Here is a 25,306-nt window from a genome sequence, read left to right as displayed (position 1 = left end):
CGTCATTGCGTAATCGGATGGTTGAAGCCGTTGTCCCGCACCCAGTTTCGTGCGGCTTGGTCGGGGTCGATGCCAGAGTTGCCGGCCACTGCGGCGTTGAGACCGGCCAGACCCTCAGTGGTCAGCTTGGCCGAGACCGCATCCAGGACATTCTTGAGGCGATCGGACTTCTTCTGCGAATTCACCAGCGGCACGATGTTGCCGGCCACGAAGTTGTGTTCGGGGTCAGCCAGCACGGCCAGATGGTTCTGCGCGATCGCCGGCGAAGTAGTGAAGATGTTGGCCGCGTTCACCTTTCCCTCCACCAGTGCGCGTACTGTAACCGCACCGCCACCGTCGTTGATCGCGATGAAGTTGGCGGGACTGATGTTGAGCGAGTATTTCTGCCGGAGCCCGGGCAGGCCGGACGACCGGTTCACGAAGGCCGACGGCGCCCCGAATTTCACCTCCGCCGAGTGCGCGGCCAGATCGCCGATGGTTTTGAGGTTCCACGCGGCGGCCGTTGCGCCCGTGACGGTCACCGTGTCGGTATCCGACGCCGGTGACGGCGTCAGAACCGACAGGTCACCCGGCAATTTCTGATAGAGCTCCAATTCCACCGCGTCGAGCATGGTCGCGGTCGAGTCGGGCGCGAAGTAGCGCAGCAGATTGCCGACGTACTCCGGTACCAAATCGATGGAATGGTCTTTGAGCGCCGGAATATACGTCTCGCGGCTCCCGATGCCCATCCGTCGTCCCACGTCGAACCCATTGGCCTGCAACGTTTGTGCATAGATCTCGGCAATGATCTGAGATTCCGGGAAGTCGGCGGACCCGATAACGATGGATTTCATGCTGCGCGTCTCCGGCGCCAGCGGATCGGAATTGCTGCACGCCGCGACGAGGCAGCTGACCACGAGGCACGCCGCCGCGGGGATGATCACGCGGTGCGGGCGCCGCAGCATCCTCATGACGCTGACAGTAACGGCATAGCAGGCCGGGCGCTGTGGCCACGAAGCAGGCGGTTTGCCCGGTTTGGTTTCATTCTCGCCAGGATGGGACAAAGATGAATCTATGAGCAGCACCGACCCTGGCTTGCCGGGTAAGCCGCCGCATGAGCCGACTGCGGCGCATCCCGCCGAGCCCGCCCCTGTGCCTCCCCCAGCGCCTCCCGGCGGCGCGCAACCGCCCCATGCGGCCACGCGCCCCAAGGAACCGGCCATCGGGTTCACCCGCGCCGGCGCGCTGTGGTCCGCACTGATCGCGGGCTTCCTGATCCTGATCCTGTTGCTGATCTTCATCACGCAGAACACGACATCGACGCCGTTTCAGTTCTTGGTGTGGCATTGGAGCCTGCCGCTAGGCGTGGCCATCCTGCTGGCGGCGGTGGTTGGCGGCCTGCTCACGGTGGCCGTCGGCACCGCACGGATTCTGCAGCTGCGTCGCGCGGCCAAGAAACATCACGCGGCGGCGGTGCGCGCCTAACCGGGCAGCTTGCCCAATTCCGCGAGTCCACGAGAGATCAACGGCGCAACCACCTCGGGCGTGTGCTCGGAGTCTTTGCCGCTGGCCTGATCCGACATGCGCCGGCGGAAGTCGATGCCGGCGGCGATGATGGCGAGCTTGAAGTACGCCAGCGCCATGTAGAACTCCCAGTGCGCCAACGGCAAACCGGAGACAAGCGAATACCGGTCGGCCAGCTCGTCGGCTGTCGGCAGCAGCGGCGACGTCCAGGCGGCTTGCGCATTGACGATCAGATCCAGTGCCGGGTCACGGTACACACACATCAGGGCCGCATCAGAGAGCGGATCCCCCAACGTCGAGAGCTCCCAATCCACCACGGCACGCACCCGCGTCGGGTCGTCGGCGTCCAGGATGGTGTTGTCGATCCGGTAGTCACCGTGCACGATCGACGTACGGCTCTGCGGCGGAATCGCTTGCTGCAGACCGGAATGCAATCTTTCGACATCGGAGTCGCGGTGGTCGTCGGGCAGCCGCACCAGTTCCCATTGCGAGCCCCAGCGCCGCACTTGGCGCTCCAGATAACCGCTGGGCTTGCCGAAATCGGCCAGTCCCACCGCGTTCGGGTCGACGTTGTGCAAGTCGACGAGTACCCGGACCAACGAGTCGACGCATTTGTCGATCACGGTGTGATTGAAGGCCTCGAGCTGAGCGCGGCGGCGGACGACCTGCCCGGCGACGAACTCGACGATCTGGAACGGCGCACCCAGCACAGAGTCGTCCTCGCACAGCGCGATCGCGCGGGCCACCGGAACGGGCGTGTCCTGCAGTGCCGCCACCACTTTGTACTCGCGTGCCATGTCGTGCGCCGACGGGGTCAGCCCGTGTAGCGGTGGACGCCGCACCAGCCAGTTCGTTTTGTCGTCGTAGACCCGGAAGGTGAGATTGGAGCGGCCGCCGGAGATGAATTCTCCGCGCAACTCGCCGTCGCGCTCGATACCGAGCGAACGCAGATACCGGTCCAGGGCGGGCAGGTCCAGCCCGTCGAGTCGATCAGCCGAAGTCACCGAACTTGTCTACCATCGCTGATTGCGCGGCAACAGGTCCCACACGTGTTCGACACCGTTGACCCCCGCCACGGTCGCCTGACCGGTCCGCGAATACAACAATCGGGTCACCGATGCGTAGTCGACGGGGAACGACAACAGCCGCTTCGTGCCTAGGATTTCGTGCAGCAAGAGGTTGATCACCCCGCCGTGGCTGAACACGGCGACGGTGTCCTCGGGGTCCGCGGACGCGACGAGGTCGTCGATCGCCGCCCGGATCCGTGCGCGGAACGCGTCTTCGTCGACCGCACTGGGTAAGTGACCCTGCGCCAGCCGCTCCCACTCCTTCGGGTTTTCCGCACGGATCTGCTCGACCGGGATGTACACCGGAAGGTCGCGATCGTATTCGGCGAAGCGATCGTCGATCTCGACCGACAGCTGCCGGGCCGCTGCGACCGGTTCGGCGGTCTGGACGGCACGCCGCTGCGGGCTGCTGATCACCCGGGAGATCGGGAACCTGGCGAGCGCCTCGGGCAGCCGCGCGATCTGGGCTACCCCTTCTTCCGAAAGGTCCGGGTCCGAACCCTGGCCGTGTTCGCTGCGCAACGGCAGCGCATGCCGGACCAGAAGCACTTGCATGTCTCTCCCTGTCGTCGGAGTGGATTGTTCGCAGTTTCTCATCGCCCGCCGCCACGGGCGCGGCCGCCGCCTAATCTGCAAGGGAGGCCCCATCCCGAGGAGGACAGATGACCCAGCCGAGCATCGATTGGGACGCCGCCTACCGACAAGAATCACCACCGCCGTGGAGCATCGGCCGGCCGCAGCCCGAACTGGCGGTCCTCATCGGTCAAGGCAAGATCCGCAGCGACGTGCTGGACTCCGGGTGCGGCCACGCCGCCCTGTCGTTGGCCCTCGCCGCGCGCGGCTACACGGTCGTCGGGCTGGACGCCAGCGCGACGGCGATCGATGCCGCGGCCGCGGCTGCCGCCGAACAAGGGTTGACAACAGCGACTTTCGCGCAAGCCGACGTCACCAAATTCGGTGACTACCCACCCGATTCCGAAGGCCGCTTCTCCACCATCCTCGACAGCGGGCTGTTCCATGCCCTGCCGGCCGAGGGGCGTTCGGGCTATCTGCGGTCGATCTTTCGGGCAGCTGCGCCCGGTGCGGCGCTGTACATTCTGGCCTTCGCGGCCGGGGCGCTCGGTGAACCCGGCGACCGGCCCGGTCCGCAGGGCTTCACCGAAGGCGAATTGCGCGACGTCGTCTCGACGGTGTGGCAGGTCGACGAGGTCCACCCCGCGAAGCTCTACGGCAACGCGGCCGCCCTCGATGCCGACCTGCCGAACATCGAACGCGACGACGATGGGCACTTCATGGCACGCGGGTTCCTGCTCAGCGCGCACAAGCCGGACTAGCGGCGGGTGTGGAGAATGGTATTCTCCACACAGAGAGTGGGGTGTGCGGACAATGACGACTGCTGGAGAAACCCAACTGGACCCGGGCGTACTGGGTCGATGGCTCGACACCAAAGACGCTCCCGGAAGCGGCGAAAAGCCGCTCCTGGAGCAGCTCAAAGGCGGTTCGCAGAACACGCTGTATCTGATTCGGCGGGGCGGCGAGCGCATGGTGCTGCGCATGCCCGGGGCCCGCGCGGACGCCGCGCGCATCGACGGCCTGCTGCGCGAGATCCGGCTGGTGCGGGCGCTTTCCGGTACCGATGTGCCGCACGCCGCGCTGATCGCCGCCGACGACAGCGGCACCGTGCTGGGCATGCCGTTCTACGTGATGCAGGCGATCGACGGATGGAGCCCGATGGAGGGCGGCTGGCAGCCACCGTTCGACACCGACTTCGATGCGCGCCGCGGCCTCGCGTTCGAACTCGTCGAGGGCGCCGCGAAGCTGGGCCGGGTCGACTGGCGCGGCCAAGGACTCGAGGGCTTCGGGCGCCCGGACGGATTCCACGATCGGCAGGTCGATCGATGGCTGGCATTCCTCGACGCCTACCAGGTGCGCGAGCTGCCCGGCCTGAACGAGGCCGCCGATTGGTTGCGCCGCAACCGGCCCGCGCAGTACCAGCCGGGCATCATGCACGGCGACTACCAGTTCGCCAACGTGATGTTCGCGCACGGCAGTCAGCCTCAGCTCGCCGCGATCGTGGACTGGGAGATGACGACGGTCGGTGATCCGCTGCTCGATCTGGCCTGGTGCCTGTTGGGCTACGACGGCGAAAACCCCAAGGGCGACGGGTTTTATCTGGACATGAGCGGGATGCCCAAGCGCAGCGAGTTGCTGAGCCACTACGAGAAAGTCAGCGGGCTTTCCACCGAGAACATCGACTACTACCTGGTACTGGCCAACTGGAAGTTGGGCATCGTGCTGGAAAAGACGTATGCCGCCGGTGTGCGGACCGGAAAGGTCGACTCCAAGATCACCGACGCGTTCGGCCCGATGATTCTTCAGCTCATCGCGACGGCGGCCGAGATGGCTCGCGGCCTGCCGACCAGGCGCCGCTGAAATGGGTTACGCCGACGAACTTTTCGACCTCACCGATCGCGTAGTGCTGATCACCGGAGGCAGCCGTGGACTCGGGCGGGAGATGGCGTTCGCCGTCGCGCACTGCGGCGCCGACGTAGTGATCGCGAGCCGGAACTTGGAGAACTGCGAGGCGGTGGCCAGGGAGATCGCGGCCGAAACCGGACGATCCGCGCTGCCTTACGGCGTGCACGTTGGACGCTGGGACCAGCTCGACGGCCTGGTCGAGGCCACCTACGAGCGGTTCGGCAAGGTCGACACCCTGATCAACAACGCGGGCATGTCGCCGCTGTACGACAAGCTGAGCAACGTCACCGAGAAGCTGTTCGACGCGGTGGTGAACCTGAATCTCAAAGGGCCGTTTCGGTTGTCGGCGTTGGTGGGTGAACGAATGGTGGCCGCCGGTGGCGGGTCGATCATCAACGTCAGCTCGACTGGGTCGCTGCGGCCCAACGGCGGCATCATCCCCTACGCGGCCGCCAAGGCCGGGCTCAACGCGATGACCGAAGGGCTGGCACAGGCCTTCGGTCCGACGGTACGGGTCAACACGCTGATGGCCGGGCCCTACCTGACCGACGTCAGCAAGGCGTGGGATCTGTCCGGGAACGACAACTTCAGCCACCTGCACCTCAAGCGCGCCGGCGATCCGCGCGAGGTTGTCGGTGCGGCATTGTTCTTGGCGTCCGACGCGTCCAGTTTCACCACCGGTTCGATTCTGCGGACCGACGGCGGAATCCCTTAAAAGGCAGGAGTATTCACGTGTCATGGGACTTCTCTACCGAGCCGGAGTTCGAGAAAAAGCTGGCCTGGGTCCGCGAGTTCGTCCGCGAAGAGGTGGAACCGCTCGAGGTGCTGTTCCCGGGCTGCGAGTTCCTGCCGCTCAACGACGAACGCCGGCGCATCGTCGATCCGCTCAAGCAGCAGGTCCGCGACAATGGCTTGTGGGCACCGCATCTGGGACCGGAGCTGGGCGGGCAGGGCTTCGGCGCGGTCAAGCTGACGTTGATCAACGAGATCCTTGGCCGCAGCCCGTGGGCACCGATCGTCTTCGGAACCCAAGCACCCGATACCGGCAACGCGGAGATCATCGCGCGCTTCGGAACGCAGGAGCAAAAGGACCGGTATCTGTCGGGGTTGTTGTCCGGGGAGATCTTCTCCTGCTTCTCGATGACCGAGCCGCAAGGCGGTGCGGACCCGCGCGTGTTCACCACCCGCGCCGTGCGCGACGGTGAGGACTGGGTGATCACCGGGCGAAAGTATTTCTCCTCCAACGCTGCTGTCGCATCGTTCTTCATCGTCGTCGCGATCACCGATCCCGACGTGCCGGTCCACCGTGGCGCCTCGACCTTCCTGATCCCGGCCGGGACCGAGGGGCTGAATCTGGAAGCCAACCATCATCTGGTGGGCGCGGACCCGCACGAACCGGGACATTCGCTGGTGCACTACGACGGGGTGCGGGTGGGGGCGGATGCGTTGCTCGGTGAAGCCGGTCAGGGCTTCCTGATTCTGCAGACCCGGCTGGCCGGCGGGCGGCTGCATCACGCGATGCGATCGATTGGTATGGCGCAGCGCGCCGTCGACATGATGGCACGGCGCGCGAAAAGCCGTTTCACCCAAGGCAGCCCGCTGGCTGACAAGCAACTCGTGCAGGAGTTCGTCGCCGATTCCTACACCGAGCTGATCCCGTTTCGGCTGACCGTGCTGCACGCAGCCTGGCTGATCGACAACGGCGACGAGCATGGCGCCCGCGCCGAGATCGGCGCGTGCAAGATCCTGGCCTCGCAGGTGCTGAAATCGATTGCGCTGCGGGCGATTCAGGTGCATGGTGCGCTCGGCCTCACCGACCAGCTGCCGCTGGTGAACGCGCTGCTGGGTGGCATCGCGCTCGGGCTTGCCGACGGGCCGACGGAGGCGCACAAGGTGAACCTGGCTCGCATGCTGCTCAAAGGGTATGAGGCCGAGGAGGGCGAATGGCCGAGCGAAATGCTCGATGTGCGCCGCGACGCTGCCCGGCAGAAATACGGCGCTCTGGTCGGTAGCTTTCCGGCACAACCACATTCGCCGTGACCGACAGGGTCGCCGCAGCCGTCGAACGCGCCCTCGACGAGCGGCAACGGGGGGCGACCGCGGAGGTCGAGCGAATCCTGGCCGCCGCGGTGCGGGTGATGGAGCGCGTTGCGCCCGATGAGCCTCGGGTCAGCGACATCGTCGCCGAAGCCGGGTCGTCGAACAAGGCCTTCTACCGGTACTTTGCCGGCAAGGACGACCTCATTCTGGCGGTGATGGAGCGTGGCGTCGGCATCGTCGTGTCCTACCTTCGGCACCAGATGGCCAAGGAACCCCAACCGCGGGATAAGATCGCCCGCTGGATCGAGGGCACGCTGGCACAAGTCGCCGAACCCGACCTGATCAGGAAAAGCCGCGCCGCGGCCGGTCAGATGGCCGCCGCGACGAACTGGCGTACGGCCGATCACGCAATGATGTACCCCTTGCGCGATCTGTTGATCGAACCGGTTGCGGCACTGGGAAGTACCGATGTCGAGCGCGACGTCGAAGCGGTGTTCTGCTGCACCGCGGCGACGATGCGCCGATACATGGGCTCGGCCGGTCGGCCCGAGCCCGACGACATCGCACACGTGGTGCGGTTCTGTCTCAACGGGTTAGGAGCTAATTGATGCGCGCTGTCGTCTGTCGCAGCTACGGGCCACCGGAGAGCCTGGTGCTCGACGAGGTTGCGGACCCCGTCCCGGCACCCGGCCAGATGCTGGTGCGGGTGCACGCCGCGGCGGTCAATTTCCCCGACGTGCTGTTCATCGCCGGCAAGTATCAGGTCAAGATCCCACCGCCGTTCATCCCGGGCAATGAGATTGCCGGGGAGGTGCTCTCCGTCGGAGAGGGCGCGCCATTTCGCCCCGGTCAGCGGGTGGCCGGCACCACGTTCGGAGCGTTCGCCGAGCAGGCACTGCTCGACTCGACGCAGGCCTCGCTGGTGCCCGACGACGCCGACTTCGCGTCGGCCGCGGCGTTCGGGGTGACCTACCGCACCGCTTATCACGCGCTGCGCACGACTGCCGCTGTGCGGCAAGGTGATTGGGTCGTCGTGTTGGGTGCCGCAGGTGGAGTGGGTCTGGCCGCCGTTGATCTGGCGGTGGCGATGGGGGCGCGGGTGCTTGCCGCGGCGTCGAGCCCGGAGAAGCTGGAACTGTGTCGGCAGCGCGGCGCCGAGGCCGTCGTGGACTACGACCGCGAGGACCTCAAATTGCGGATCCGTGAACTCACCGGAGATGCCGCGCGGGTGGTCCTGGACCCGGTCGGAGGGTCGTATTCGGAGCCGGCGCTGCGCGCCCTGGCCCGCGGCGGCACCTTTGTCACCCTCGGTTATGCTGCGGGCAGCATTCCGGCTATCCCGCTCAATCTCGTTATGCTCAAGAATATCTGCGTGCGCGGGATGGAGATCCGCACGTTCATGGCCGACTATCCGAGGGAATTCGTCCGCGACATCGAAGAGCTGACGCAGATGTTCGCCGACGGTACGGTCCGCCCCTACATCGGCGCGCGATTCCCGTTGTCCGAGGCGCCGGCGGCATTGCGACACGTCGCCGACCGCAAGGTGCTGGGCAAGGTGGTCATCGACGTCGCGTGAGTTACGGCGTGACGATGTTGAACTTCGGGTTCGGCTCGTCGAGTATGTCGAGAAACGCCTGCAGTGCGTTCTTGTCGCCGGCGATTTCCAGACCAGGTGAGGTGAAGTCGCCCATCGCCGTTCTCAGGAGCCGAGATTTGCTGTCCAGCTTGGCCGTAACGGTCGCGGTCGCGGGGTCGGCGGCAACGTTGCGATAGACGAGCACGCCGTTGCGCAGGGCGAGCCGATAGTTCGTGGCCAGGTCGGCGAAAGAGATGTCGATGGTGAGATCCAGATCCCAGCTGCGGGGCCCGTTGACGCGAATCGCGAGGCCGTCGAAAATTTGCTCCGGCGTCAGTTGGGAAAGCATTGTCGACGACGTGACCTGGCCCGCTGTGCCGAAATTACCCTCGCGCAATTCGGTTGCCCCGCTCATGAAGAAGTTGCGCCACGTCGCGTTCTCGGCGCCGTAGCCCAGTTGCTCGAGGGTGTCGGCGTAGAGCGTGCGAGCCGCGGTGTGCTCACTATCGGTGAAAACCGCATGATCAAGCAACGTTGCGGCCCAACGGAAATCGCCGGCGTCGAACGCCGTTTGGGCCAGCTCGACGACACGATCGATCCCACCCATCGCGTCGACGTAGCGGGGCGCGAGGGCCTCGGGAGGATGCGGCCAGAGCCGACCCGGGTTGCCGTCGAACCAGCCCATGTAGCGCTGATAGACCGCCTTGACGTTGTGGCTTACCGATCCGTAGTAGCCGCGGGTGTGCCACACCTGATCCAAAGCCGGTGGCATCTGGAACATTTCGGCGATCTCGACTCCGGTGTAACCCTGATTGAGCAGGCGCAACGTCTGGTCGTGCAGGTAGGCGTAAAGGTCGCGCTGCAGCGACAAGAACGTGACGATGTTTTCCTGTCCCCAGGTCGGCCAGTGGTGCGAGGCGAATACCACCTCGGCGCGGCCGCCGAAGGCATCGATGGCCTCGGTCAGATATCCCGCCCAGGCGTGCGGATCGCGGACCAGCGCTCCGCGCAAGGTCAGCAGATTATGCAGGTTGTGGGTGGCGTTCTCGGCCATGCACAACGCACGGAAACGTGGGAAATAGAAATGCATCTCGGCGGGAGCCTCGGTGCCCGGCGCCATCTGGAACTCGATCTCCACGCCGTCGATGGTGTGCGTCTCACCGGTCTCCCGGATGTCGATGGTGGGCACGATGATCGCGACCTCGCCCGCCGACGGAATCTGGCCGAGCCCACAGCCCACCTGCTCCTGCGGTCCACGCTGCAGCAGGCTTCCGTACATGTAAGTCGCGCGTCGCAGCATGGCCGGACCCGCGTAGACGTTCTCCTGCACGGCATGCGCGGTGAACCCTTCGGGTGCCAGCACGGCCACCGTCCCGGCATCCACATCCGCCTGTGATGTCACGCCCAGCACACCGCCGAAATGATCGACGTGACTGTGGGTGTAGATCACCGCGACGACTGGGCGCTCGGCGTCGCGGTGGGTGCGGTAGAGGTCCAGCGCGGCGGCGGCCACCTCGGTGGAGACCAGCGGATCGATGACGATGATCCCGGTGTCGCCCTCGATGAAAGTGATGTTGGAGATGTCGAAGCCGCGGACCTGATAGATGCCCGGCACCACCTCGTACAGGCCTTGTTTCGCATTCAGCCCCGATTGGCGCCACAGGCTGGGGTGCACCGAGGTTGGCGCGGGACCGTCGAGGAAGGCGTAGACATCGTTGTCCCATACCACCCGTCCGTCGGCCGCCTTGATGACGCAGGGAGACAGGGAGGCGATGAATCCACGATCGGCGTTGTCGAAATCCGTCGTGTCATCCCAGGGCAAAACATGTTCACCATGCGCCGACTCGATGACCGCGGTGGGGGGTTTGTGGTCCACGGCAATACCTTGCCATTACGGCGCCCTGCGCGGCAGCGCTAATACGCGACTTGTCAAGTGACTTAGGGATACAGAATCACTTGCCGGAGGCTCTGGACCTTCGATCCAGTTAACCCGCATACTGCCTTGACGGCCCTCAATGTCGAGGACCGCAACGATCGGGCAAAGGAGAACAGGTGAAGCGTGAACTGACGGTCGCGGTAGCTGGAGCGGCGATTCTGGTCGCCGGCATTTCCGGCTGTTCGAGCGACAAGAATAGTTCGAGTGGTTCCTCATCGAGTGCCAGCACTTCGGCCAGTTCCGGCGGCGGTGGTGGCACCAAGGTGATCATCGATGGCAAGGACCAGAACGTCAGCGGCTCGGTCGTGTGCTCGAAAGTTGGCGGCAACGTCAACATCGCGATCGGCGGCGCCGCGACCGGCATCGCCGCGGTGCTGACCGACGCCGACCCGCCCCAGGTGACCTCCGTTGGGCTGGGCAATGTCAACGGCGTGACGCTCGCGTACGCCGCGGCCGGCGGTGGGGGCAATGCCTCGGCCACCAAGAGCGGCAACAGCTACAAGATCACCGGGACAGCCACTGGCGTCGACATGGCAAACCCGACCCAGCCGGTGAAGAAGCCCTTCGAGATCGACGTAACCTGCACTAGCTAATTCAGGCCGCGGGCGGTTGCCACCCGTTGAGTGGCAACCGCACCGTGAACTCCGTACGACCGGGCGCGCTGTCGACGGTGATCGTTCCGTTGTGCGCCTTGACGACGGCGGAGACGATCGCCAGCCCCAGCCCGGTGCTGCCACCCTTGCGGGAGCGTGAGGTATCACCGCGGGCAAACCGCTCGAACACCTCCGACTGCAAAGCCGCGGGTATGCCGGGGCCGTCGTCGATCACCTGCAGCACGCTGTGGGTCGGCTCGGTGCTCAATCGCGTCGTCACGACGGTCCCGGCGCCGGTGTGAATACGCGCGTTGGCAAGCAGATTCGTCAACACCTGGTGCAGCCGTGCCGCATCGCCGACGACAACCACCGGCTCCTCGGGCAGGTCGAGCTCCCACTGGTGATCCGGTCCCGCAACGTGGGCGTCACTGACCGCGTCGACCGCCACCCGCGACAAGTCAACCGGCTCGCGTTCCAGGGGCCGGCCCGAATCCAGTCGGGCCAATAGCAGCAAGTCCTCGACGAGGCGCGTTATCCGCTCGGTCTCCGACGCGACACGGCTCATCGCGTGGGCCACCGCCTCGCGATCGTCGCCCATCCGTTGGGTGAGTTCGGTGTAGCCGCGGATCGCGGCCAGCGGGGTGCGTAATTCATGACTCGCGTCGGCGACGAACTGCCGCACCCTCGTCTCGCTGGCCTGCCGGGCCGACAGCGCGGCCGCGATGTGGTCCAGCATCCGGTTCAGCGCCGACCCCAATTGGCCCACCTCGGTGGAGGGGTTGGCGTCGGATTCGGGAACGCGAACCGGCAGTTCGACCTCGCCCCGGTCCAGCGGCAGATTTGAAACCCTGCGCGCGGTTTGCGCGACGCGCCGCAGCGGCGCCAGGGCTCGCCTGATGATCACCATCCCGGCGATCGTCGCTGCGGCCAATGCGATTACGGTGACGATCCCGAAGATGGCCAGCATCTGGATCAGCGTGGCGTCGACGTCTTCCATGGACAGGCCGGTGACGATCAAGTCGCCACCGCGCCGGCTCGGGGCGGCCACGACGCGGTACCGCCCGAGGCCGTCGAGATCCAGCGTCACCGGCTTGCGGCTGCCGGCGATTGCCGCCAGTTGCTCCTGGGCCCTATCGGTCAGCGCGGCCCGCGAACCAATGCTGGTCAGGTAGCCGGCGTCGACCGTCTTGCCGTCGCTGACCACCGCCGCGACCATGCCCGCCGGCTGCCCGGGAGCGTCGAGGAACCGCGGGCCGGGACCGGGCCGCGGGTTGAAGCCGTGGTCGTGACGCCAGCCCGGACGATTCGGCTCCGGGTACATCAGCGCCGAGCGATGCGAGGTTCCGCCCAGCTGGCCGTCGAGTTGTCGCATCAAGTGGTGGTTCAGCGACAGTTCGGTCGCCGCGGTGATCCCGACACAGACCAGGGCGAGCACAATGACTTGGCCGACCAGCAGCCGTAGCCGAAGCGACCAGACTCGCCGCGCCCTAGACGGCGGGCTTGAGGACATAGCCCGCGCCGCGCAGCGTGTGGATCATCGGTTCGCGACCGTTGTCGATCTTCTTGCGCAAGTAAGAGATATAGAGCTCGACGATGTTGGAACGACCGCCGAAGTCGTAACTCCACACTCGATCGAGGATCTGCGCCTTGCTCAGCACTCGCTTGGAATTGCGCATCATGAAGCGCAGCAACTCAAACTCGGTGGAGGTCAACGAAACCGGCTCGCCGGCACGAGTCACCTCGTGGCTGTCCTCGTCCAACACCAGGTCGCCGACCACGAGCTGCGCGCCGCTGTCGATCGTCGTGACGCCGGTGCGCCGCAACAACGCGCGCAACCGCAGTACCACCTCTTCGATGCTGAACGGCTTGGTGACGTAGTCGTCGCCGCCCGCGGTCAATCCCGCGATGCGATCTTCCACCGCGTCCTTTGCGGTCAACAGCAGCACCGGCAGTTGTGGATTCTCTTCGCGCAGTTTGTGCAAGACGTCGAGCCCGCTCATGTCGGGCAGCATCACGTCGAGTACGACGACATCCGGCCGCTGGGCACGAGCGGAGGCTATCGCCGACGATCCGTCCCCGGCGGTCGCGATGTTCCAGCCCTCATACCGCAGCGCCATCGACACCATTTCGGCCAACACGGATTCGTCGTCCACGACCAGCACGTTGATCGGATTGCCGTCCGCGCGGCACATGACAACGCGCTCCACGGAGGCTCGAGACTGCGTCACAGATTCCAGTATCCGCGCCGGACTGGGCCGACGCTATGACGTTCCTTTGTGTGTCCTGTGAAACAGCAGGCAGGACCTAATACCAATAGCGCCTGCCGGCCACCGGGCGACCGACCGACCCGAGGATCCACAGCACCGCGCCGATGACGATCAGGACAATGCCGATCGTCCAGAGCAAAGGAATAGCGAACACATATCCGAGAATGAGTAGCACGATACCTAAGACGACCATGACATTTCCTTTACGTGAGCGACACTAGACTGCTGGGCATTGAACTGGGTTGCGGCACATGGCAATCCTTGACTTTGGGGTTCACACCCCCATAGTTCAACGGCCCTGCGACCACTGTCAGCGCGATGTTTCCCGCGGTGACACAATTCGTTTGGCTTGTTTCGAAGTACCCGCGTTGCCATGCTGCGAATACCCCTATGAGCAGCCACACCAGGACGATCGCGCCGATTATTCCGCGACCACGCATCGTGACCTCCGTTGTGTTCGAGAAAGAATTTCCCGTCGCCTAGCGATACCCATTGGACTCATGTCTAAACCTCGCCGTGGCTAACATATCGGCCGTGTCAGACAGCACTACGCGTGGGCGGCCAGCCAGTCCGCGGCGCGCTTGTTGGAAGCCCTGGACAGCCACGCGTCCTGAATCAGCTCGGTCAGTTCCGCTCTGGTGATTTCCGGCAGCCGACCGGCTCGCACCAGCACCGACGGATGCCCGTCGAAGTGGTCAGTGGTGAAGAACGGCGACCCGGGATCCTGGATCAACGCCAACTTGTCGCTCTCCGAGTCCACCCAGAGCATGATCACGTCGGTGTAGCGCTCCCCGGTGTCCGGGTCGGTCGCGTCGGGCTGCGGAGTACGGAAGAACACGAATGACTTTCCGCCGACCTGATAGATCGCGTTGCCCTTGGGCCCCTCCAGCCGTTTCACGTGCGGCATCGACGCGGCGATCCGATGCACGTCGCTTACTCGGGCGGCTCGATCGGGCATAGCGCGACCTTAACGCTCAAGCACTTTCGCCAACAGCGCGATGAGCCGCTTCTGGTCGGCGACGTTGAGCCTGCCGGTCATGGGCGCCAGCAGCTCACCGATCTGCGCGATGATGCGCACCTCGAGCCGCCGCGCCTCGGCGGTGAGGCTGACCCGCACCGAACGACCGTCGACGGCATCGGTGGTCTTGCGCACCAGTCCGCGCTGGACCGCGCGGTCGATGAGCCCGCTGACGGTCGAGCGCTCCAAGCCGAGATACGCCGCAAGTTCGGCCATCACGGGTTCGCGATCACGCAGTATCCCCAGCACCCGCAGCTGAGTCAGCGACAGATCATGTTCGGCGGCAACGCGGTTGAGTACCGCGATCACTGCGAATGACACCTGCACAAGGTTGTCCCTGAGGTCGTCCTCGGTCTCCATAGCGGCGAGCATACCTTGAAATAAGTTCGTACTACCATCTAATATAGTTCGCGTTACCAACTAACTCTCGAAGTCCAAGAGGAGAATCGTCATGCACGCGGCCGTCGTCACCACCTTCGACAAGCCCCCCTCCTATCGCGAATTTCCAAGTCCCACAACACAAAACCCCAACGAAATCGTCGTCGACGTGATCGCCGCCGGCCTGCATCCGCGGGTGCGGTCTCAGGCCGACGGCTCGCACTACACCAGCACTGGCGAGTTGCCCCTGGTCCCCGGCGTCGACGGAGTCGGCCGCGCGCCCGACGGCACGCTGCATTACTTCGTGCTGCCGGACACCACAATGGGCGCGATGGCCGAGCAGACCGTCATCGACCTGCGCCGCAGCATTGTTCTTCCGGACGGCACCGACCCCATCCTGGTGGCCGCGGCGATGAACCCCGTCATGTCATCGTGGTTGGCCCTGCGCCGCCGTATCGTCTTCGAGCCAGGTCAATCCGTGCTGATTCTCGGCGCCACCGGAAGCTCGGGCCGGATGGCCGTGCAGGTCGCCAAGCAGCTCGGCGCCGGGCACGTGGTCGGGGCCGGCCGCGACGCACGGCGGCTCGCCACGCTGGAAAAGCTGGGCGCCGATGCCGTCGTACAGATCGACAATGCTTCGGAGATCGACGATCTCGCGCACGCCGCACGTGACGTCGACGTCGTGATCGACTACCTGTGGGGACCGATCACCGCACGGGTGATGGCCGGTATCGCCACCCACCGATCCGATCGCGGCAAACCGCTCACCTGGATCGAGATCGGATCGGTGACCGGGCCGTCGGCCGAAATACTCTCTGCGGCACTGCGCGCCGTGCGGCTGCAGATCGTCGGTAGCGGACAGGGCTCGGTGCCGGCCCGCGATATCCTGGCCGCATTGCCCGAGATCACCGCCGAAATCGGCAGGGGTGCTTTCGAACTCGACACTCGTGCGGTGCCGCTTGCCGATGTCGAAGCCGCATGGAACGACACCGACGCCGATCAGCGGATCGTGATCACGCCTTGAGCTGTGCGGAGATGAATTGGGTGGGTGGCATCGAGTCCTCGGATCCCGGCGGGATGCTGCGGTGGTAGCGGCCCATCAACTCCGGGAAATTCAACGACAGCACGTCCCAGCCGCGATCGCGCAGCCAGCTGTCGACGGCCGTGCGCTGCTCCGGGTACCACAGTTCGTCGAAATCCGTTATCTCCGCGTCGATCAGCTTGGCGGCCGTGGCGCGGATGCGGTGCATGTCCTCCCGCTGCCGCCGCACCTTCTCGGGATCGGAGAAGCCCTCCCCCGGAACGTTGGAAGCCAGCCAGCTGCCGGGCGCGCTCAACGACACGATGCGCTCGAACAACAGGTCCTGGGCCTGCGCGGGTAGGTACCGCACCAATCCCTCGGCAGACCAGGCGCTCGGCTTCGATGCGTCAAAGCCCGCCTCCTGCAAGGCCTTCGGCCAATCCTGGCGCAGGTCGATGGCGATGTTGACCAGCTGAGCGGTCGGGTTCGCACCGTGCTCACGCAGCGTCGCGCCCTTGAACTCCAGGACCTTGGGCTGGTCCAACTCGTAGACCACGGTGCCCTCCGGCCAAGGCAGCCGCCAGCTGCGGGCATCCAGCCCGGACGCCAGGATCACCACCTGCCGGACACCGGAGTCGGCGGCACCCAGGAAGAACTCGTCGAAAAACGCGGTCCGGGTTGCCATGAAGTCGACCATCAGCTTCAGCCGGTTCTGCGCGTCCGGTTCGATCTCGAGCAGCTTGGCCCGCACGTCCGAATTTGCGTAGACGCTCCACATCCCCTCTCCCGCGGCGTTCACGAATACGCGGGCGAACGGGTCGTTGATCAGCGGGTTCTCACTCTCGGTCTCGGCGGCGCGGGCCGCCGCCACGCCGAGTGCCGTGGCACCCACACTCTGAGTGATGTCCCAAGAATCGTCGTCGGTACGTGGCATCGCCAGCCCTCTTTCACCCTGATAGTCGGTTGCGTTCACTATTCTTCCAGTTGCCAACGCCCCTTGGCACTCGCGGACGCTGACATGCGCTGTCTTCACAGAGGGTCCACAGCTTAGGGGTGCCGCGGCCGCGGAGTAGGTTCTGCGACGTGGAGCACGTGGACTTGAACGCGGTCGCGGAATGGATGTCCCAGCAGGGGCTGGGCGACGGGCCGCTGCAGGAGGTTTCGGCCGTCACGGGCGGAACCCAGAACGTGATGCTGCGGTTCACCAGATCCGGGCGGCCCTATGTGCTGCGGCGTGGGCCCCGACACCTGCGTCCGCGCAGCAACAGCGTGATCCTGCGGGAGACTAAAGTCCTTGCGGCCCTTGCCGGTTCCGACGTGCCGCATCCGCATCTGATCGCTGCGTGCGAGGACACCGGCGTGCTGGGCGACGCCGTTTTCTACTTGATGGACCCGGTCGACGGGTTCAACGCCGGCGAGGGACTGCCGCCACTGCATGCCGGCGATGCCGGCGTGCGGCACGGGATGGGGCTGTCGATGGCCGACTCGCTGGCGAAGCTGGGCGCCATCGACCACGTCGCGGTGGGCCTGGCCGATTTCGGTAAGCCGGAGGGCTTTCTGGAACGTCAGGTGCCGCGCTGGCTTTCGGAGCTGGACTCCTACCGCGAGTACGACGGCTACCCCGGTCCGGATATCCCCGGGATCGAGGACGTGTCGTCGTGGCTGCAACGCCACCGACCTGCGACCTGGAAGCCCGGGATTATGCACGGTGACTATCACGCGGCCAACGTGATGTTCTCCCATTCCGGGCCGGACGTGGTCGCGATCGTGGACTGGGAGATGTGCACGATCGGTGACCCGCTGCTGGACCTGGGCTGGCTGCTGGCCACTTGGCGTCAAGACGACGGAACCAGCGTGTTCAGCCACGCGCTGGGCGGTCAGGACGGGTTGGCCAGCACCGACGAGCTGTTCCAGCGATACGCCGCCAACACCACCCGCGACCTGTCGCACATCACCTGGTACACCGTGCTGGCCTGTTTCAAGCTGGGCATCGTCATCGAGGGCACGCTGGCCCGGGCGTGTGCCGGTAAGGCCGAGAAAGAAGTCGGCGATCAATTGCACACGGCCACGGTGCACCTGTTCGAGCGCGCGCTGACCCAGATCGGCAGCGGCTAGCATCTTTGGACGTGCCTCCCTATCCCGAGGAACCCGACTACTACTCCGAGTACGAGCCGACGCAGGCCGCGCGGTACGGCGGCGGTTATGACCAGGGCGGTTATGACCCCGAGCCGCCGCCCCCGACACCCTGGTACCGGCGCCCGGCTGCTCTGGTCGCTGCGGGCGCGCTGGGCGTGGTCGTGCTGGGCCTGGTGGCCTACGCGATCGTGACGCTGGTGAGCGGTTCGCCGGCGCCGAGTCCGACCACCACGACGACGCCCACCCCGTCGCCCACGACGACGGTGACGACCACCTCCGCGGAACCCACGCGGCACCACCCACCCGGAGGCGGCGGCGCGCCACCGCCGACCCAGACCGTGACCGAAACGGCGCCGCCGCCGAGCACGGACACCCCGACGACGACCGTCCCCACGACGACCGTTCCGCCGACGAGCACAGTCACGCTGTCACCAAGCACGGAGACCAGCACGGTCACCCAGACCGTCACCGTGCCGACACGTCGTCCGTTCGATCCGCGTCCGTAGCGGGCCGGTAGGGTCGAGGCCATGAGTCGGCTCGAACGCGGCCTGGCGCGGCTGCGGGACATGCGCTTTGACCTCTACGCCCAGCCCATGCGGCAGGTCAGCGTGGAGCTGAAGATCGTGTTCTTCGCGGTGCACCTGCCGATCGCCGGCGGCAAGACGCTGAGAATCCCGATGATCGCGACGGTCGGGCCGATGCCCGAACAGGATGGGGCGAGCGAGTCCGACGACGGCGACGCGTAGGGACACGCCGTTTCCCGGGGGCTTTCTAGCCACTCTGTGACGTCTTGCCGAACAACGGCTTACCGCAGTAGCCGGCGGTCTCGGCCGTGCGCGCCAAGGGTTATCGTCAAAATCCCGAAGCCACGGCTCGAGGAGCGGCTGATGAGCACGGAAGACGACCCCGGATTCCCGGCGGACGCACTCTCGTTCACGCCGATCGCGGCGGACGACGAGCCCGACCACGTGATGAGAACCTGCCAGGTCTGTAGCGCGTACTTTCCCACCCAACCGGGCAGTGTCCATGACCGCGCCGCGCGGTGCCGTACGCACCTGCTGGTGACGCATGCGCTGATGCGCCGCGAGGCCGCAGGCTGGGTGGAGTACGACCACGACCCGTATACCCACCGCGAACTGGACAGCCCGACGGAGTTGACGCAGGCGTGCCGGGGGTGGCTGGACACCAGTGGCATCACCGCCGGCGAGTGGAAGCTGGAAGCGCGCGACCCCGACACCGGCGATCGGTTGGCCCAGTCCGAAGTCGTCGACCTCACCGAGAAATCAGCCGAGAAACGGGACGAGGGACCGACCCAAGCTGGTAGCGAAGCGCGCCCGAAGGGATTCGAACCCCTAACCTTCTGATCCGTAGTCAGATGCTCTATCCGTTGAGCTACGGGCGCCGGTACTTCAGTTGTGTCCCCGAAAGGACTTCAGCGGAGGCGAGAGGATTTGAACCTCCGGTCCCCTTTAGGGGGGACAACTCATTAGCAGTGAGCCCCATTCGGCCGCTCTGGCACGCCTCCCTTGGACTTCATGAGGGTACCCGACTCGACGCGGGCGTCCCTGAACCGCCGGAGGCATAGCGTACACAGCGGGGACATATGCTGTCGAAGTGACTGCCCGCCTACGGCCTGAGCTGGCCGGGCTGCCAGTTTACGTTCCTGGTAAGACCGTGCCGGGTTCGATGAAACTGGCCAGCAACGAGACGGTGTTCGGCCCGCTGCCCAGTGTCCGCGCCGCCATCGAGCACGCGACCGACGTCGTCAACCGCTATCCAGACAACGGCTGCGTCCAACTCAAGGCGGCGCTGGCCAAGCATGTCGGTCCGGGTTTCGATCCCGAGCACATCGCCGTCGGCGCCGGTTCGGTCAGCCTGTGCCAGCAGCTGGTGCAGATCACCGCCTCGACCGGCGACGAGGTGATCTTCGGCTGGCGCAGCTTCGAGCTCTACCCGCCGCTGGTCCAGGTCGCCGGCGCGACCGCTGTCAAGGTGGCGCTGACCGACCACACCTTCGACCTCGACGCGATGCTGGCCGCGATCACCGAACGCACCCGGCTGATCTTCGTCTGCAATCCCAACAACCCGACCTCGACCGTCGTCGATCCCGACACGCTGATCCGCTTCGTCGAGGCGGTTCCACCGCGCATCGTGATCGCGATCGACGAGGCCTACGTCGAATACATCCGCGACGGCATGCTGCCCGACAGCCTGGGCCTGGTCCGCGCCCGCCGTAATGTCGTTGTGCTGCGTACCTTTTCGAAGGCCTATGGGCTGGCCGGCCTACGCGTCGGCTATGCGGTCGGCCATCCCGACCTGATCACGGCGTTGGACCAGGTATTCGTGCCGTTCTCGGTGACGAACGTCTCGCAGGCGGCCGCGATCGCTTCACTGGACGCCGCCGACGAATTGTTGGCCCGCACAGAAGCTTTGGTCGCCGACCGGGTTCGGGTGAGCGCCGGGCTGCGGGATGCCGGATTCACCCTGCCGCCGTCACAGGCGAATTTCGTCTGGTTGCCGTTGGGCCTGCGCACCCGGGACTTCGTCACGCGCGCGGCCGACACCGGCATTGTCGTCCGCCAGTACGGCGACGACGGGGTCCGCGTCTCGATCGGTGCCCCCAAGGAAAACGATGCACTGCTAGCGTTTGCCCGCGATTGGATCAGACACCCGGAGGTTGACGAATGAGTTTGGCCCGCAAGAACTTCAACGAATTGAAAGACCGGACCGACGTCACCGACGCCGAGCTCGACGATTTCTGGGCGACGCTGGAACCCGCGACGCTTGACGAGATGATCGGCGAATGGAAGGGCGGCGACTTTCCGACCGGACACCGCGCGAATGGCATGCTCGAAAAGCTCCGCTGGTTCGGCAAGAACTTCAAGTCGATCTCGGACTGCCAGCCGCTGGTGTGTCTCGACGACGACGGCAACAAGTACTCCAACGTGGAGCGGATGAACGGCGAGGCCAGCCTGTGGCTGGAAGACTTCCGCGGCGAGGTCACCGCCACGATGGTCTACGACGGGGCTCCCGTGCACGACCACTTCAAGAAGATCGACGACCAGGCTGTGATGGGCATCATGAACGGCAAGGGCGTGCTGGACAATGGCCGTCACTACTACTTCTACCTCGAACGCGTATAGCCCCCTTACCGTTTGAGTGTGCGCTCAGGGTGGTGAGTGTGCAGCTACGCCGTCCAGAGTGCAGACTCGAGACGTCGGTTCTCTGCTGCTATTTGTGAAATGAATCGTTAGCATGTCACCCATGCGCACTACGCATATCGATCAGGTCGATCTGAATCTGTTGCCGCCATTGGTGGCCCTGCTGGAGGAGCAACACGTCTCGCGTGCGGCCGACCGGGTCCGATTGAGCCAGCCCGCGATGAGTCGCGCGCTGCAGCGGCTGCGCCGGCACTTCGGCGACGAGCTGCTGGTGCGCGGACCGGATGGCTACTCGCTGACCCCGCGCGCCGAGCGCCTTCGTGACCAACTAACCACGGCCATAACGCATTTGGAGCAACTGTTTGCCGCCGAAGCGTTCGACCCGGCGACGGCGGCACAATCGTTTCGCCTCGCCGTCAGCGACTACACCGTCGCGACGTTCGGACCCGCGCTGGTGCGGACCGTCCTGGCTGAATCGCCCAATTCGACGGTGAGTTGCGATGTTCTGGACGAGCGCGCATTCGACAAGCTCGACGCGGGGACGATAGATCTGGCGATCTATGGCCGGGCTGCACCCGAAAGATATTGCAGCCAACACGTTTTCAGCGATCGCTTCGTCTGCGTCGTCGCCGCCGAGCACCCGCTGGCCGGCCAGGCATCGGTTTCGTTGCCAACGTATCTTCGGTGGCCGCACCTGACCATCGACATCGGTCAGCCCTGGATCGACCGGGCCCTCGAGCCGCTCGGAGTCACGCGTCGGGTGGCCGTCAGCGTGCCGTATTTCGCGCTGGCGCCCAGCATCCTGCCCGGCACTGAGCTCGTGTTGACCCTTCCGGAGCGGGTCGCCCGTAAGAACGCCGACCCCGCGCATACCCGCATCCTGGCGGCGCCTCGCGAGTTGATCGAGCTCGAGTTCTACGCGGTGTGGCACCCGCGCTTCGACCAGGACCCGTCCCACAGCTGGCTGCGCGAGAAGGTCCGCACCGCGTCCGAATCGACCGCGTGAATTATCTGGCCGGATCGCGGCCGGTGAACGCGACAAGCTTCTCCAAAGCCCCGGCATCCGCGGGCACGTCGACCGGGTCGTCGAACCCGGCCGCGCCACGCAATTCCGGCCTGATCGTCTGGTGCGCCAGGTCCAGCACGTACTCGGTCAACGGTTGAGGGGCGTCAAGTTCGTGGCCCACCGCGACGGCGTAATCCCAAGCGTGGACCAGGAATTCGATCGAGAAGATGCCACAGGCGGACTTAGCCGGCATCTCGCTCTTTCCGAACGGCACGGTGCCGTCCAGGCCGTGTCGGTGCCACGCGTCCAACGCCGGGCGAGCCGCGAGGATGATCTGTCGTTCCACCGAGTCGCTGGGTTGGCGCTCCGGAATTTCCGCGCCGACCATTCCGCCGATGCCGGCGATCGATTTCAGCAGATGTTCGGTCAACTGGTTCACGTCGTATTCCGTGCACGGCGTCTGCTTGGACAGATCGTCGGTGGCGATGGGATGCAGCACGCGCTGCAAGATCCCTAACGTGTCCTCGGCGCTGTGCAATTCGTCCGTGGGCCGGGAATGGGGGCCGGGTCGCAAATCACGAGACATAATTCCCACGCTACGGTCTCGATATGGGCGATACATACGAATCCGTCACCGTCGAGGTCAAAGATCACGTCGCGCAGGTGACGCTGGTCGGACCCGGCAAGGGCAACGCGATGGGGCCCGCGTTCTGGGCGGAGATGCCGGACGTGTTCGGCACCCTGGATGCCGACCGAGACGTGCGCGCCATCGTCATCACCGGATCGGGCAAGAACTTCAGCTACGGCCTGGACCTGCCCGCCATGGGCGGCACGTTCGCGCCGTTGTTGGCCGAAGGGGCGCTGGCCCGCCCCCGGACGGATTTTCACACCGAACTACGGCGCATGCAGGGTGCGATCACCGCGGTCGCCGACTGCCGCACGCCGACCATCGCCTCGGTGCACGGCTGGTGCATCGGCGGGGGCGTCGACCTGATCTCGGCGGTCGACATCCGCTATGCCAGCGCCGACGCCAAGTTCTCGGTGCGTGAAGTCAAACTCGCGATCGTCGCCGACGTCGGCAGCCTGGCCCGGCTGCCGCTGATCCTCAACGACGGCCAGCTGCGCGAGCTGGCGCTCACGGGCAAGGACATCGACGCGGCCCGCGCCGAAAAGATCGGCCTGGTCAACGATGTCTATGCCGACGCCGAGGCCGCGCTGGCCGCGGCCCACGCCACTGCCGCCGAAATCGCCGCCAACCCGCCGCTGGCCGTCTACGGCGTCAAGGACGTGCTCGACCAGCAACGCACCGCGGCGGTGTCGGAAAGCCTGCGCTACGTCGCCGCCTGGAATTCGGCCTTCCTGCCGTCCAAGGACCTCACCGAGGGCATCCAGGCGACGTTCGCCAAGCGTCCGCCGCAGTTCACCGGGGAGTAGCCGGGCGCCACGTACCCTCGCGGGAGTGGCAACGATGACTGCAGACGGCAAGATCCGTGTCCCGGCCGACCTGGACTCGGTCACCGCGCTCGGCGACGAGGACCACTCGGAGATCGACGGCGCCGCCGTTGAACGAATCTGGCAGGCCGCCCGCCACTGGTATCAGGCGGGCATGCACCCGGCGATCCAGTTGTGCATCCGGCACCGCGGTCGCGTGGTGCTCAACCGCGCCATCGGGCACGGCTGGGGCAATGCGCCGACCGACACCCCCGACGCCGAGAAGGTCCCCGTCACGACGGACACGCCGTTCTGCGTGTACTCGGCGGCCAAGGCCGTCGCCGCCACCGTGGTGCACCAGCTGGTCGAGCGGGGCGTCTTTTCCCTGGACGACCGGGTCTGCGAGTACATGCCCACTTTCACCAGCCACGGCAAGGACCGCATCACGATCCGGCACGTGCTGACGCACAGCGCCGGCCTGCCGTTTCCGACCGGGCCGCTGCCGGACCTCAGACGGACCGACGATCACGAGTACGTGCAGGAAATGCTGAGCAATCTTCGGCCGCTGTATCGGCCGGGGTTGATCCACCTGTATCACGCACTGACCTGGGGCCCATTGATCCGCGAGATCGTCTACACGGCCGCCGGCAAGGACATCCGCGAAATCCTGGCCGCCGAAATCCTTGACCCGCTTGGGTTTCGGTGGACCAACTTTGGCGTCGCCAAGCAAGACCTCGATCTGGTCGCCCCGAGCCATGCCACCGGTCGGCCCTTACCGCCGGTGATTGCGCAGATATTCCGGAAGGCCATCGGCGGCACCGTGCACGAAATGATTCCGGTGACGAACCAGCCCTTCTTCTTGACCACCGTGATCCCGTCGTCCAATACCGTCTCGACCGCCAACGAGATGTCACGCTTCGCCGAAATCTGGCGCCGCTATGGCGAACTCGACGGTGTGCGGGTACTGCAAGCGGAAACGCTGCGGGGCGCGGTCACCGAATCACGGCGGCTACGACCGGATTTCGCGGTGGGCCTGATGCCAGCGCGCTGGGGTACCGGTTTCATTCTCGGCACCAACCGGTGGGGTCCGTTCGGGCGCGATGCGCCGGAAGCGTTCGGCAGCCTGGGCTTGAGCAACATCGCAATTTGGGCCGACCCTCAGCGCAACCTGGCAGCCGGTCTGATCAGCAGCGGCAAACCCGGGCGCGATCCGGAACTGCGCCGCTACACGACTCTGATGAACACCATCGCCGCGGAGATTCCGGCCGATTGAGCACGCCGCCAGTGGGAACACTGCATCGATGGCCAACTATCGAGTGCTGAACCCGCAAGGAGAGGTCGTCGCGACCAAGGACATCGCCAGCGCCGAGGACGCGCACGCCTGGTTCGTCGACAGCAAGGCCGACAACACCGAACTGGGCTGGCGCATGGAAGTCGAGCACGACGGCGAGTGGTCGTTCTTCGACGACACCGAGGGTGGCGGCAGCTAAACCGACGACGCCGCGGTGGTCGCCGACGAAGGCATGACAACGGTCGCTGCCACCGCTGCCGGCCGCGATTGGACGCGATTGGCCGCGCCACTAAACGCTGCGGTGGCGGAGGTCTGTGATTCATTGACATAGAGGACGGATGTCTCCCGACATAGAGGACAGCCCAGTGATCGCGAGGTGTCCTCATGTCCAAGGCCCGTTTGGT

Annotated in this window: 31 protein-coding genes and 2 tRNA genes; 19 read left to right on the top strand and 14 right to left on the bottom strand. The window is 65.6% G+C overall.

Annotated features, from left to right (window positions below; translation table 11 throughout):
* Window positions 1-2: 2 nt before the first annotated feature.
* The gene (locus AAHS21_RS07875; RefSeq protein ID WP_342927144.1) at window positions 3-950 is read right to left on the bottom strand and encodes an ABC transporter substrate-binding protein; all 948 of its coding nucleotides are present in this window, start codon (window positions 948-950) and stop codon (window positions 3-5) included.
* Between the two features lie 103 nt (window positions 951-1,053).
* Between AAHS21_RS07875 and AAHS21_RS07870 the strand changes: the two genes are divergently transcribed.
* Window positions 1,054-1,464, top strand: a complete 411-nt coding sequence (locus AAHS21_RS07870; RefSeq protein ID WP_342927143.1) for a lipopolysaccharide assembly protein LapA domain-containing protein — start codon at window positions 1,054-1,056, stop codon at window positions 1,462-1,464.
* Here the strand turns inward: AAHS21_RS07870 and AAHS21_RS07865 are convergent.
* The gene (locus tag AAHS21_RS07865) at window positions 1,461-2,507 is read right to left on the bottom strand and encodes a phosphotransferase family protein (protein WP_342927142.1); all 1,047 of its coding nucleotides are present in this window, start codon (window positions 2,505-2,507) and stop codon (window positions 1,461-1,463) included. The two genes, AAHS21_RS07870 and AAHS21_RS07865, sit on opposite strands and share 4 nt — an antisense overlap.
* A gap of 9 nt (window positions 2,508-2,516) precedes the next feature.
* Window positions 2,517-3,125, bottom strand: a complete 609-nt coding sequence (locus AAHS21_RS07860) for a histidine phosphatase family protein (protein ID WP_342927141.1) — start codon at window positions 3,123-3,125, stop codon at window positions 2,517-2,519.
* Between the two features lie 107 nt (window positions 3,126-3,232).
* Between AAHS21_RS07860 and AAHS21_RS07855 the strand changes: the two genes are divergently transcribed.
* The 6 genes from AAHS21_RS07855 to AAHS21_RS07830 are packed head-to-tail and all read left to right on the top strand — an operon-like array spanning window position 3,233 to window position 8,664.
* On the top strand, window positions 3,233-3,904 hold the full coding sequence (locus tag AAHS21_RS07855; RefSeq protein ID WP_342927140.1) for a class I SAM-dependent methyltransferase: 672 nt from the start codon (window positions 3,233-3,235) through the stop codon (window positions 3,902-3,904).
* Window positions 3,905-3,956: 52 nt separating this feature from the next.
* The gene (locus tag AAHS21_RS07850; RefSeq protein ID WP_342927139.1) at window positions 3,957-5,003 is read left to right on the top strand and encodes a phosphotransferase family protein; all 1,047 of its coding nucleotides are present in this window, start codon (window positions 3,957-3,959) and stop codon (window positions 5,001-5,003) included.
* Window position 5,004: 1 nt separating this feature from the next.
* Window positions 5,005-5,763 (top strand): SDR family oxidoreductase, encoded by a 759-nt coding sequence (locus tag AAHS21_RS07845; protein ID WP_342927138.1) that lies wholly within the window; start codon window positions 5,005-5,007, stop codon window positions 5,761-5,763.
* Between the two features lie 17 nt (window positions 5,764-5,780).
* Window positions 5,781-7,088, top strand: a complete 1,308-nt coding sequence (locus tag AAHS21_RS07840; RefSeq protein ID WP_342927137.1) for an acyl-CoA dehydrogenase family protein — start codon at window positions 5,781-5,783, stop codon at window positions 7,086-7,088.
* Window positions 7,085-7,696 (top strand): helix-turn-helix domain-containing protein, encoded by a 612-nt coding sequence (locus AAHS21_RS07835; RefSeq protein WP_342927136.1) that lies wholly within the window; start codon window positions 7,085-7,087, stop codon window positions 7,694-7,696. The genes AAHS21_RS07840 and AAHS21_RS07835 overlap by 4 nt, the downstream gene beginning before the upstream one ends.
* Complete coding sequence (locus AAHS21_RS07830; protein WP_342927135.1) at window positions 7,696-8,664, top strand: NADPH:quinone oxidoreductase family protein; 969 nt, start codon at window positions 7,696-7,698, stop codon at window positions 8,662-8,664. The genes AAHS21_RS07835 and AAHS21_RS07830 overlap by 1 nt, the downstream gene beginning before the upstream one ends.
* Window position 8,665: 1 nt before the next feature.
* On the opposite strand, the gene AAHS21_RS07825 is transcribed toward AAHS21_RS07830, so the two are convergent.
* Window positions 8,666-10,546 (bottom strand): alkyl sulfatase dimerization domain-containing protein, encoded by a 1,881-nt coding sequence (locus AAHS21_RS07825; RefSeq protein ID WP_342927486.1) that lies wholly within the window; start codon window positions 10,544-10,546, stop codon window positions 8,666-8,668.
* Between the two features lie 170 nt (window positions 10,547-10,716).
* On the opposite strand from AAHS21_RS07825, the gene AAHS21_RS07820 reads away from it, so the two are divergent.
* Window positions 10,717-11,193, top strand: a complete 477-nt coding sequence (locus tag AAHS21_RS07820) for a lipoprotein LpqH (RefSeq protein ID WP_342927134.1) — start codon at window positions 10,717-10,719, stop codon at window positions 11,191-11,193.
* 1 nt (window position 11,194) lies between these two features.
* Here AAHS21_RS07820 and AAHS21_RS07815 read toward each other — a convergent pair whose 3' ends face one another.
* From AAHS21_RS07815 to AAHS21_RS07790, 6 genes are all read right to left on the bottom strand, one after another.
* Window positions 11,195-12,703 (bottom strand): HAMP domain-containing sensor histidine kinase, encoded by a 1,509-nt coding sequence (locus tag AAHS21_RS07815; RefSeq protein ID WP_342927133.1) that lies wholly within the window; start codon window positions 12,701-12,703, stop codon window positions 11,195-11,197.
* Entirely contained in the window at window positions 12,681-13,385 is a 705-nt protein-coding gene (gene tcrX, locus AAHS21_RS07810; RefSeq protein ID WP_342927132.1) for a two-component system response regulator TcrX, read from the bottom strand. The genes AAHS21_RS07815 and tcrX overlap by 23 nt, the downstream gene beginning before the upstream one ends.
* 112 nt (window positions 13,386-13,497) lie before the next feature.
* Window positions 13,498-13,653, bottom strand: a complete 156-nt coding sequence (locus AAHS21_RS07805; protein ID WP_342927131.1) for a hypothetical protein — start codon at window positions 13,651-13,653, stop codon at window positions 13,498-13,500.
* Between the two features lie 10 nt (window positions 13,654-13,663).
* Window positions 13,664-13,900, bottom strand: coding sequence for a hypothetical protein (locus tag AAHS21_RS07800; protein WP_096290551.1), 237 nt, complete (start codon window positions 13,898-13,900; stop codon window positions 13,664-13,666).
* 107 nt (window positions 13,901-14,007) lie between these two features.
* Entirely contained in the window at window positions 14,008-14,418 is a 411-nt protein-coding gene (locus AAHS21_RS07795; RefSeq protein ID WP_342927130.1) for an MmcQ/YjbR family DNA-binding protein, read from the bottom strand.
* Window positions 14,419-14,427: 9 nt separating this feature from the next.
* Window positions 14,428-14,838 carry a MarR family transcriptional regulator gene (locus AAHS21_RS07790; protein ID WP_342927129.1) on the bottom strand — a complete coding sequence of 137 codons (411 nt, stop codon included), beginning with the start codon at window positions 14,836-14,838 and terminating at the stop codon, window positions 14,428-14,430.
* A gap of 91 nt (window positions 14,839-14,929) precedes the next feature.
* Between AAHS21_RS07790 and AAHS21_RS07785 the strand changes: the two genes are divergently transcribed.
* A complete protein-coding gene (locus AAHS21_RS07785; protein WP_342927128.1) occupies window positions 14,930-15,880 on the top strand; it encodes a zinc-binding alcohol dehydrogenase family protein in 951 nt (316 codons plus the stop codon).
* Here the strand turns inward: AAHS21_RS07785 and AAHS21_RS07780 are convergent.
* Window positions 15,870-16,811, bottom strand: coding sequence for a class I SAM-dependent methyltransferase (locus tag AAHS21_RS07780; RefSeq protein ID WP_342927127.1), 942 nt, complete (start codon window positions 16,809-16,811; stop codon window positions 15,870-15,872). The genes AAHS21_RS07785 and AAHS21_RS07780 overlap by 11 nt on opposite strands.
* A gap of 185 nt (window positions 16,812-16,996) precedes the next feature.
* Here AAHS21_RS07780 and AAHS21_RS07775 point away from each other — a divergent pair, with 185 nt between their 5' ends.
* The 4 genes from AAHS21_RS07775 to AAHS21_RS07760 all read left to right on the top strand — a co-directional run bounded on the left by AAHS21_RS07775 (window position 16,997) and on the right by AAHS21_RS07760 (window position 19,377).
* Window positions 16,997-17,992 carry a phosphotransferase family protein gene (locus AAHS21_RS07775; RefSeq protein ID WP_342927485.1) on the top strand — a complete coding sequence of 332 codons (996 nt, stop codon included), beginning with the start codon at window positions 16,997-16,999 and terminating at the stop codon, window positions 17,990-17,992.
* A gap of 11 nt (window positions 17,993-18,003) precedes the next feature.
* Window positions 18,004-18,519, top strand: coding sequence for a hypothetical protein (locus tag AAHS21_RS07770; protein WP_342927126.1), 516 nt, complete (start codon window positions 18,004-18,006; stop codon window positions 18,517-18,519).
* Window positions 18,520-18,540: 21 nt separating this feature from the next.
* Window positions 18,541-18,759: a hypothetical protein gene (locus tag AAHS21_RS07765; RefSeq protein WP_342927125.1), complete on the top strand. Its 219-nt coding sequence runs from the start codon at window positions 18,541-18,543 to the stop codon at window positions 18,757-18,759.
* Between the two features lie 141 nt (window positions 18,760-18,900).
* Window positions 18,901-19,377 (top strand): hypothetical protein, encoded by a 477-nt coding sequence (locus tag AAHS21_RS07760; RefSeq protein WP_342927124.1) that lies wholly within the window; start codon window positions 18,901-18,903, stop codon window positions 19,375-19,377.
* On the opposite strand, the gene AAHS21_RS07755 is transcribed toward AAHS21_RS07760, so the two are convergent.
* Window positions 19,343-19,415, bottom strand: a tRNA-Arg gene (locus tag AAHS21_RS07755). The genes AAHS21_RS07760 and AAHS21_RS07755 overlap by 35 nt on opposite strands.
* A 34-nt stretch (window positions 19,416-19,449) precedes the next feature.
* Window positions 19,450-19,538: transfer RNA gene (locus tag AAHS21_RS07750), tRNA-Ser, on the bottom strand.
* An 89-nt stretch (window positions 19,539-19,627) separates the two neighbouring features.
* Between AAHS21_RS07750 and AAHS21_RS07745 the strand changes: the two genes are divergently transcribed.
* The 3 genes from AAHS21_RS07745 (at window position 19,628) to AAHS21_RS07735 (ending at window position 22,180) form a co-directional block, all read left to right on the top strand.
* Entirely contained in the window at window positions 19,628-20,701 is a 1,074-nt protein-coding gene (locus AAHS21_RS07745) for a pyridoxal phosphate-dependent aminotransferase (protein WP_342927123.1), read from the top strand.
* Window positions 20,698-21,156, top strand: a complete 459-nt coding sequence (locus AAHS21_RS07740) for a DUF4334 domain-containing protein (protein WP_342927122.1) — start codon at window positions 20,698-20,700, stop codon at window positions 21,154-21,156. Before AAHS21_RS07745 ends, AAHS21_RS07740 begins: the two co-directional genes overlap by 4 nt.
* Before the next feature lie 121 nt (window positions 21,157-21,277).
* Window positions 21,278-22,180, top strand: coding sequence for a LysR family transcriptional regulator (locus tag AAHS21_RS07735; protein WP_342927121.1), 903 nt, complete (start codon window positions 21,278-21,280; stop codon window positions 22,178-22,180).
* 1 nt (window position 22,181) lies between these two features.
* Here AAHS21_RS07735 and AAHS21_RS07730 read toward each other — a convergent pair whose 3' ends face one another.
* Window positions 22,182-22,766, bottom strand: coding sequence for a TIGR03086 family metal-binding protein (locus AAHS21_RS07730; RefSeq protein ID WP_342927120.1), 585 nt, complete (start codon window positions 22,764-22,766; stop codon window positions 22,182-22,184).
* A 23-nt stretch (window positions 22,767-22,789) separates the two neighbouring features.
* On the opposite strand from AAHS21_RS07730, the gene AAHS21_RS07725 reads away from it, so the two are divergent.
* The 3 genes from AAHS21_RS07725 to AAHS21_RS07715 are packed head-to-tail and all read left to right on the top strand — an operon-like array spanning window position 22,790 to window position 25,101.
* Window positions 22,790-23,614 (top strand): crotonase/enoyl-CoA hydratase family protein, encoded by an 825-nt coding sequence (locus AAHS21_RS07725; protein ID WP_342927119.1) that lies wholly within the window; start codon window positions 22,790-22,792, stop codon window positions 23,612-23,614.
* A 34-nt stretch (window positions 23,615-23,648) separates the two neighbouring features.
* Window positions 23,649-24,884 (top strand): lipase LipE, encoded by a 1,236-nt coding sequence (lipE, locus tag AAHS21_RS07720; RefSeq protein ID WP_342927484.1) that lies wholly within the window; start codon window positions 23,649-23,651, stop codon window positions 24,882-24,884.
* A 28-nt stretch (window positions 24,885-24,912) separates the two neighbouring features.
* On the top strand, window positions 24,913-25,101 hold the full coding sequence (locus AAHS21_RS07715) for a hypothetical protein (RefSeq protein WP_342927118.1): 189 nt from the start codon (window positions 24,913-24,915) through the stop codon (window positions 25,099-25,101).
* Window positions 25,102-25,306: the final 205 nt, after the last annotated feature.

The organism is Mycobacterium sp. 050272 (assembly GCF_039023525.1).
In the GTDB taxonomy this organism is placed as follows: domain Bacteria; phylum Actinomycetota; class Actinomycetes; order Mycobacteriales; family Mycobacteriaceae; genus Mycobacterium.
This window is presented reverse-complemented; position numbering and strand designations above follow the sequence as displayed.

Coding starts and splice junctions, on each gene's coding strand:
- AAHS21_RS07785 (WP_342927128.1), top strand. CDS start 14,930: ATGCACGCGGCCGTCGTCACCACCTTCGACAAGCCCCCCTCCTATCGC.
- AAHS21_RS07850 (WP_342927139.1), top strand. CDS start 3,957: ATGACGACTGCTGGAGAAACCCAACTGGACCCGGGCGTACTGGGTCGA.
- AAHS21_RS07740 (WP_342927122.1), top strand. CDS start 20,698: ATGAGTTTGGCCCGCAAGAACTTCAACGAATTGAAAGACCGGACCGAC.
- AAHS21_RS07765 (WP_342927125.1), top strand. CDS start 18,541: ATGAGTCGGCTCGAACGCGGCCTGGCGCGGCTGCGGGACATGCGCTTT.
- AAHS21_RS07815 (WP_342927133.1), bottom strand. CDS start 12,703: ATGTCCTCAAGCCCGCCGTCTAGGGCGCGGCGAGTCTGGTCGCTTCGG.
- tcrX (WP_342927132.1), bottom strand. CDS start 13,385: ATGTGCCGCGCGGACGGCAATCCGATCAACGTGCTGGTCGTGGACGAC.
- AAHS21_RS07730 (WP_342927120.1), bottom strand. CDS start 22,766: ATGTCTCGTGATTTGCGACCCGGCCCCCATTCCCGGCCCACGGACGAA.
- AAHS21_RS07830 (WP_342927135.1), top strand. CDS start 7,696: ATGCGCGCTGTCGTCTGTCGCAGCTACGGGCCACCGGAGAGCCTGGTG.
- AAHS21_RS07760 (WP_342927124.1), top strand. CDS start 18,901: ATGAGCACGGAAGACGACCCCGGATTCCCGGCGGACGCACTCTCGTTC.
- AAHS21_RS07855 (WP_342927140.1), top strand. CDS start 3,233: ATGACCCAGCCGAGCATCGATTGGGACGCCGCCTACCGACAAGAATCA.
- AAHS21_RS07725 (WP_342927119.1), top strand. CDS start 22,790: ATGGGCGATACATACGAATCCGTCACCGTCGAGGTCAAAGATCACGTC.
- AAHS21_RS07735 (WP_342927121.1), top strand. CDS start 21,278: ATGCGCACTACGCATATCGATCAGGTCGATCTGAATCTGTTGCCGCCA.
- AAHS21_RS07800 (WP_096290551.1), bottom strand. CDS start 13,900: ATGCGTGGTCGCGGAATAATCGGCGCGATCGTCCTGGTGTGGCTGCTC.
- AAHS21_RS07790 (WP_342927129.1), bottom strand. CDS start 14,838: ATGGAGACCGAGGACGACCTCAGGGACAACCTTGTGCAGGTGTCATTC.
- AAHS21_RS07795 (WP_342927130.1), bottom strand. CDS start 14,418: ATGCCCGATCGAGCCGCCCGAGTAAGCGACGTGCATCGGATCGCCGCG.
- AAHS21_RS07775 (WP_342927485.1), top strand. CDS start 16,997: ATGTCCCAGCAGGGGCTGGGCGACGGGCCGCTGCAGGAGGTTTCGGCC.
- AAHS21_RS07805 (WP_342927131.1), bottom strand. CDS start 13,653: ATGGTCGTCTTAGGTATCGTGCTACTCATTCTCGGATATGTGTTCGCT.
- AAHS21_RS07860 (WP_342927141.1), bottom strand. CDS start 3,125: ATGCAAGTGCTTCTGGTCCGGCATGCGCTGCCGTTGCGCAGCGAACAC.
- AAHS21_RS07875 (WP_342927144.1), bottom strand. CDS start 950: ATGAGGATGCTGCGGCGCCCGCACCGCGTGATCATCCCCGCGGCGGCG.
- AAHS21_RS07870 (WP_342927143.1), top strand. CDS start 1,054: ATGAGCAGCACCGACCCTGGCTTGCCGGGTAAGCCGCCGCATGAGCCG.
- AAHS21_RS07715 (WP_342927118.1), top strand. CDS start 24,913: ATGGCCAACTATCGAGTGCTGAACCCGCAAGGAGAGGTCGTCGCGACC.
- lipE (WP_342927484.1), top strand. CDS start 23,649: ATGACTGCAGACGGCAAGATCCGTGTCCCGGCCGACCTGGACTCGGTC.
- AAHS21_RS07845 (WP_342927138.1), top strand. CDS start 5,005: ATGGGTTACGCCGACGAACTTTTCGACCTCACCGATCGCGTAGTGCTG.
- AAHS21_RS07780 (WP_342927127.1), bottom strand. CDS start 16,811: ATGCCACGTACCGACGACGATTCTTGGGACATCACTCAGAGTGTGGGT.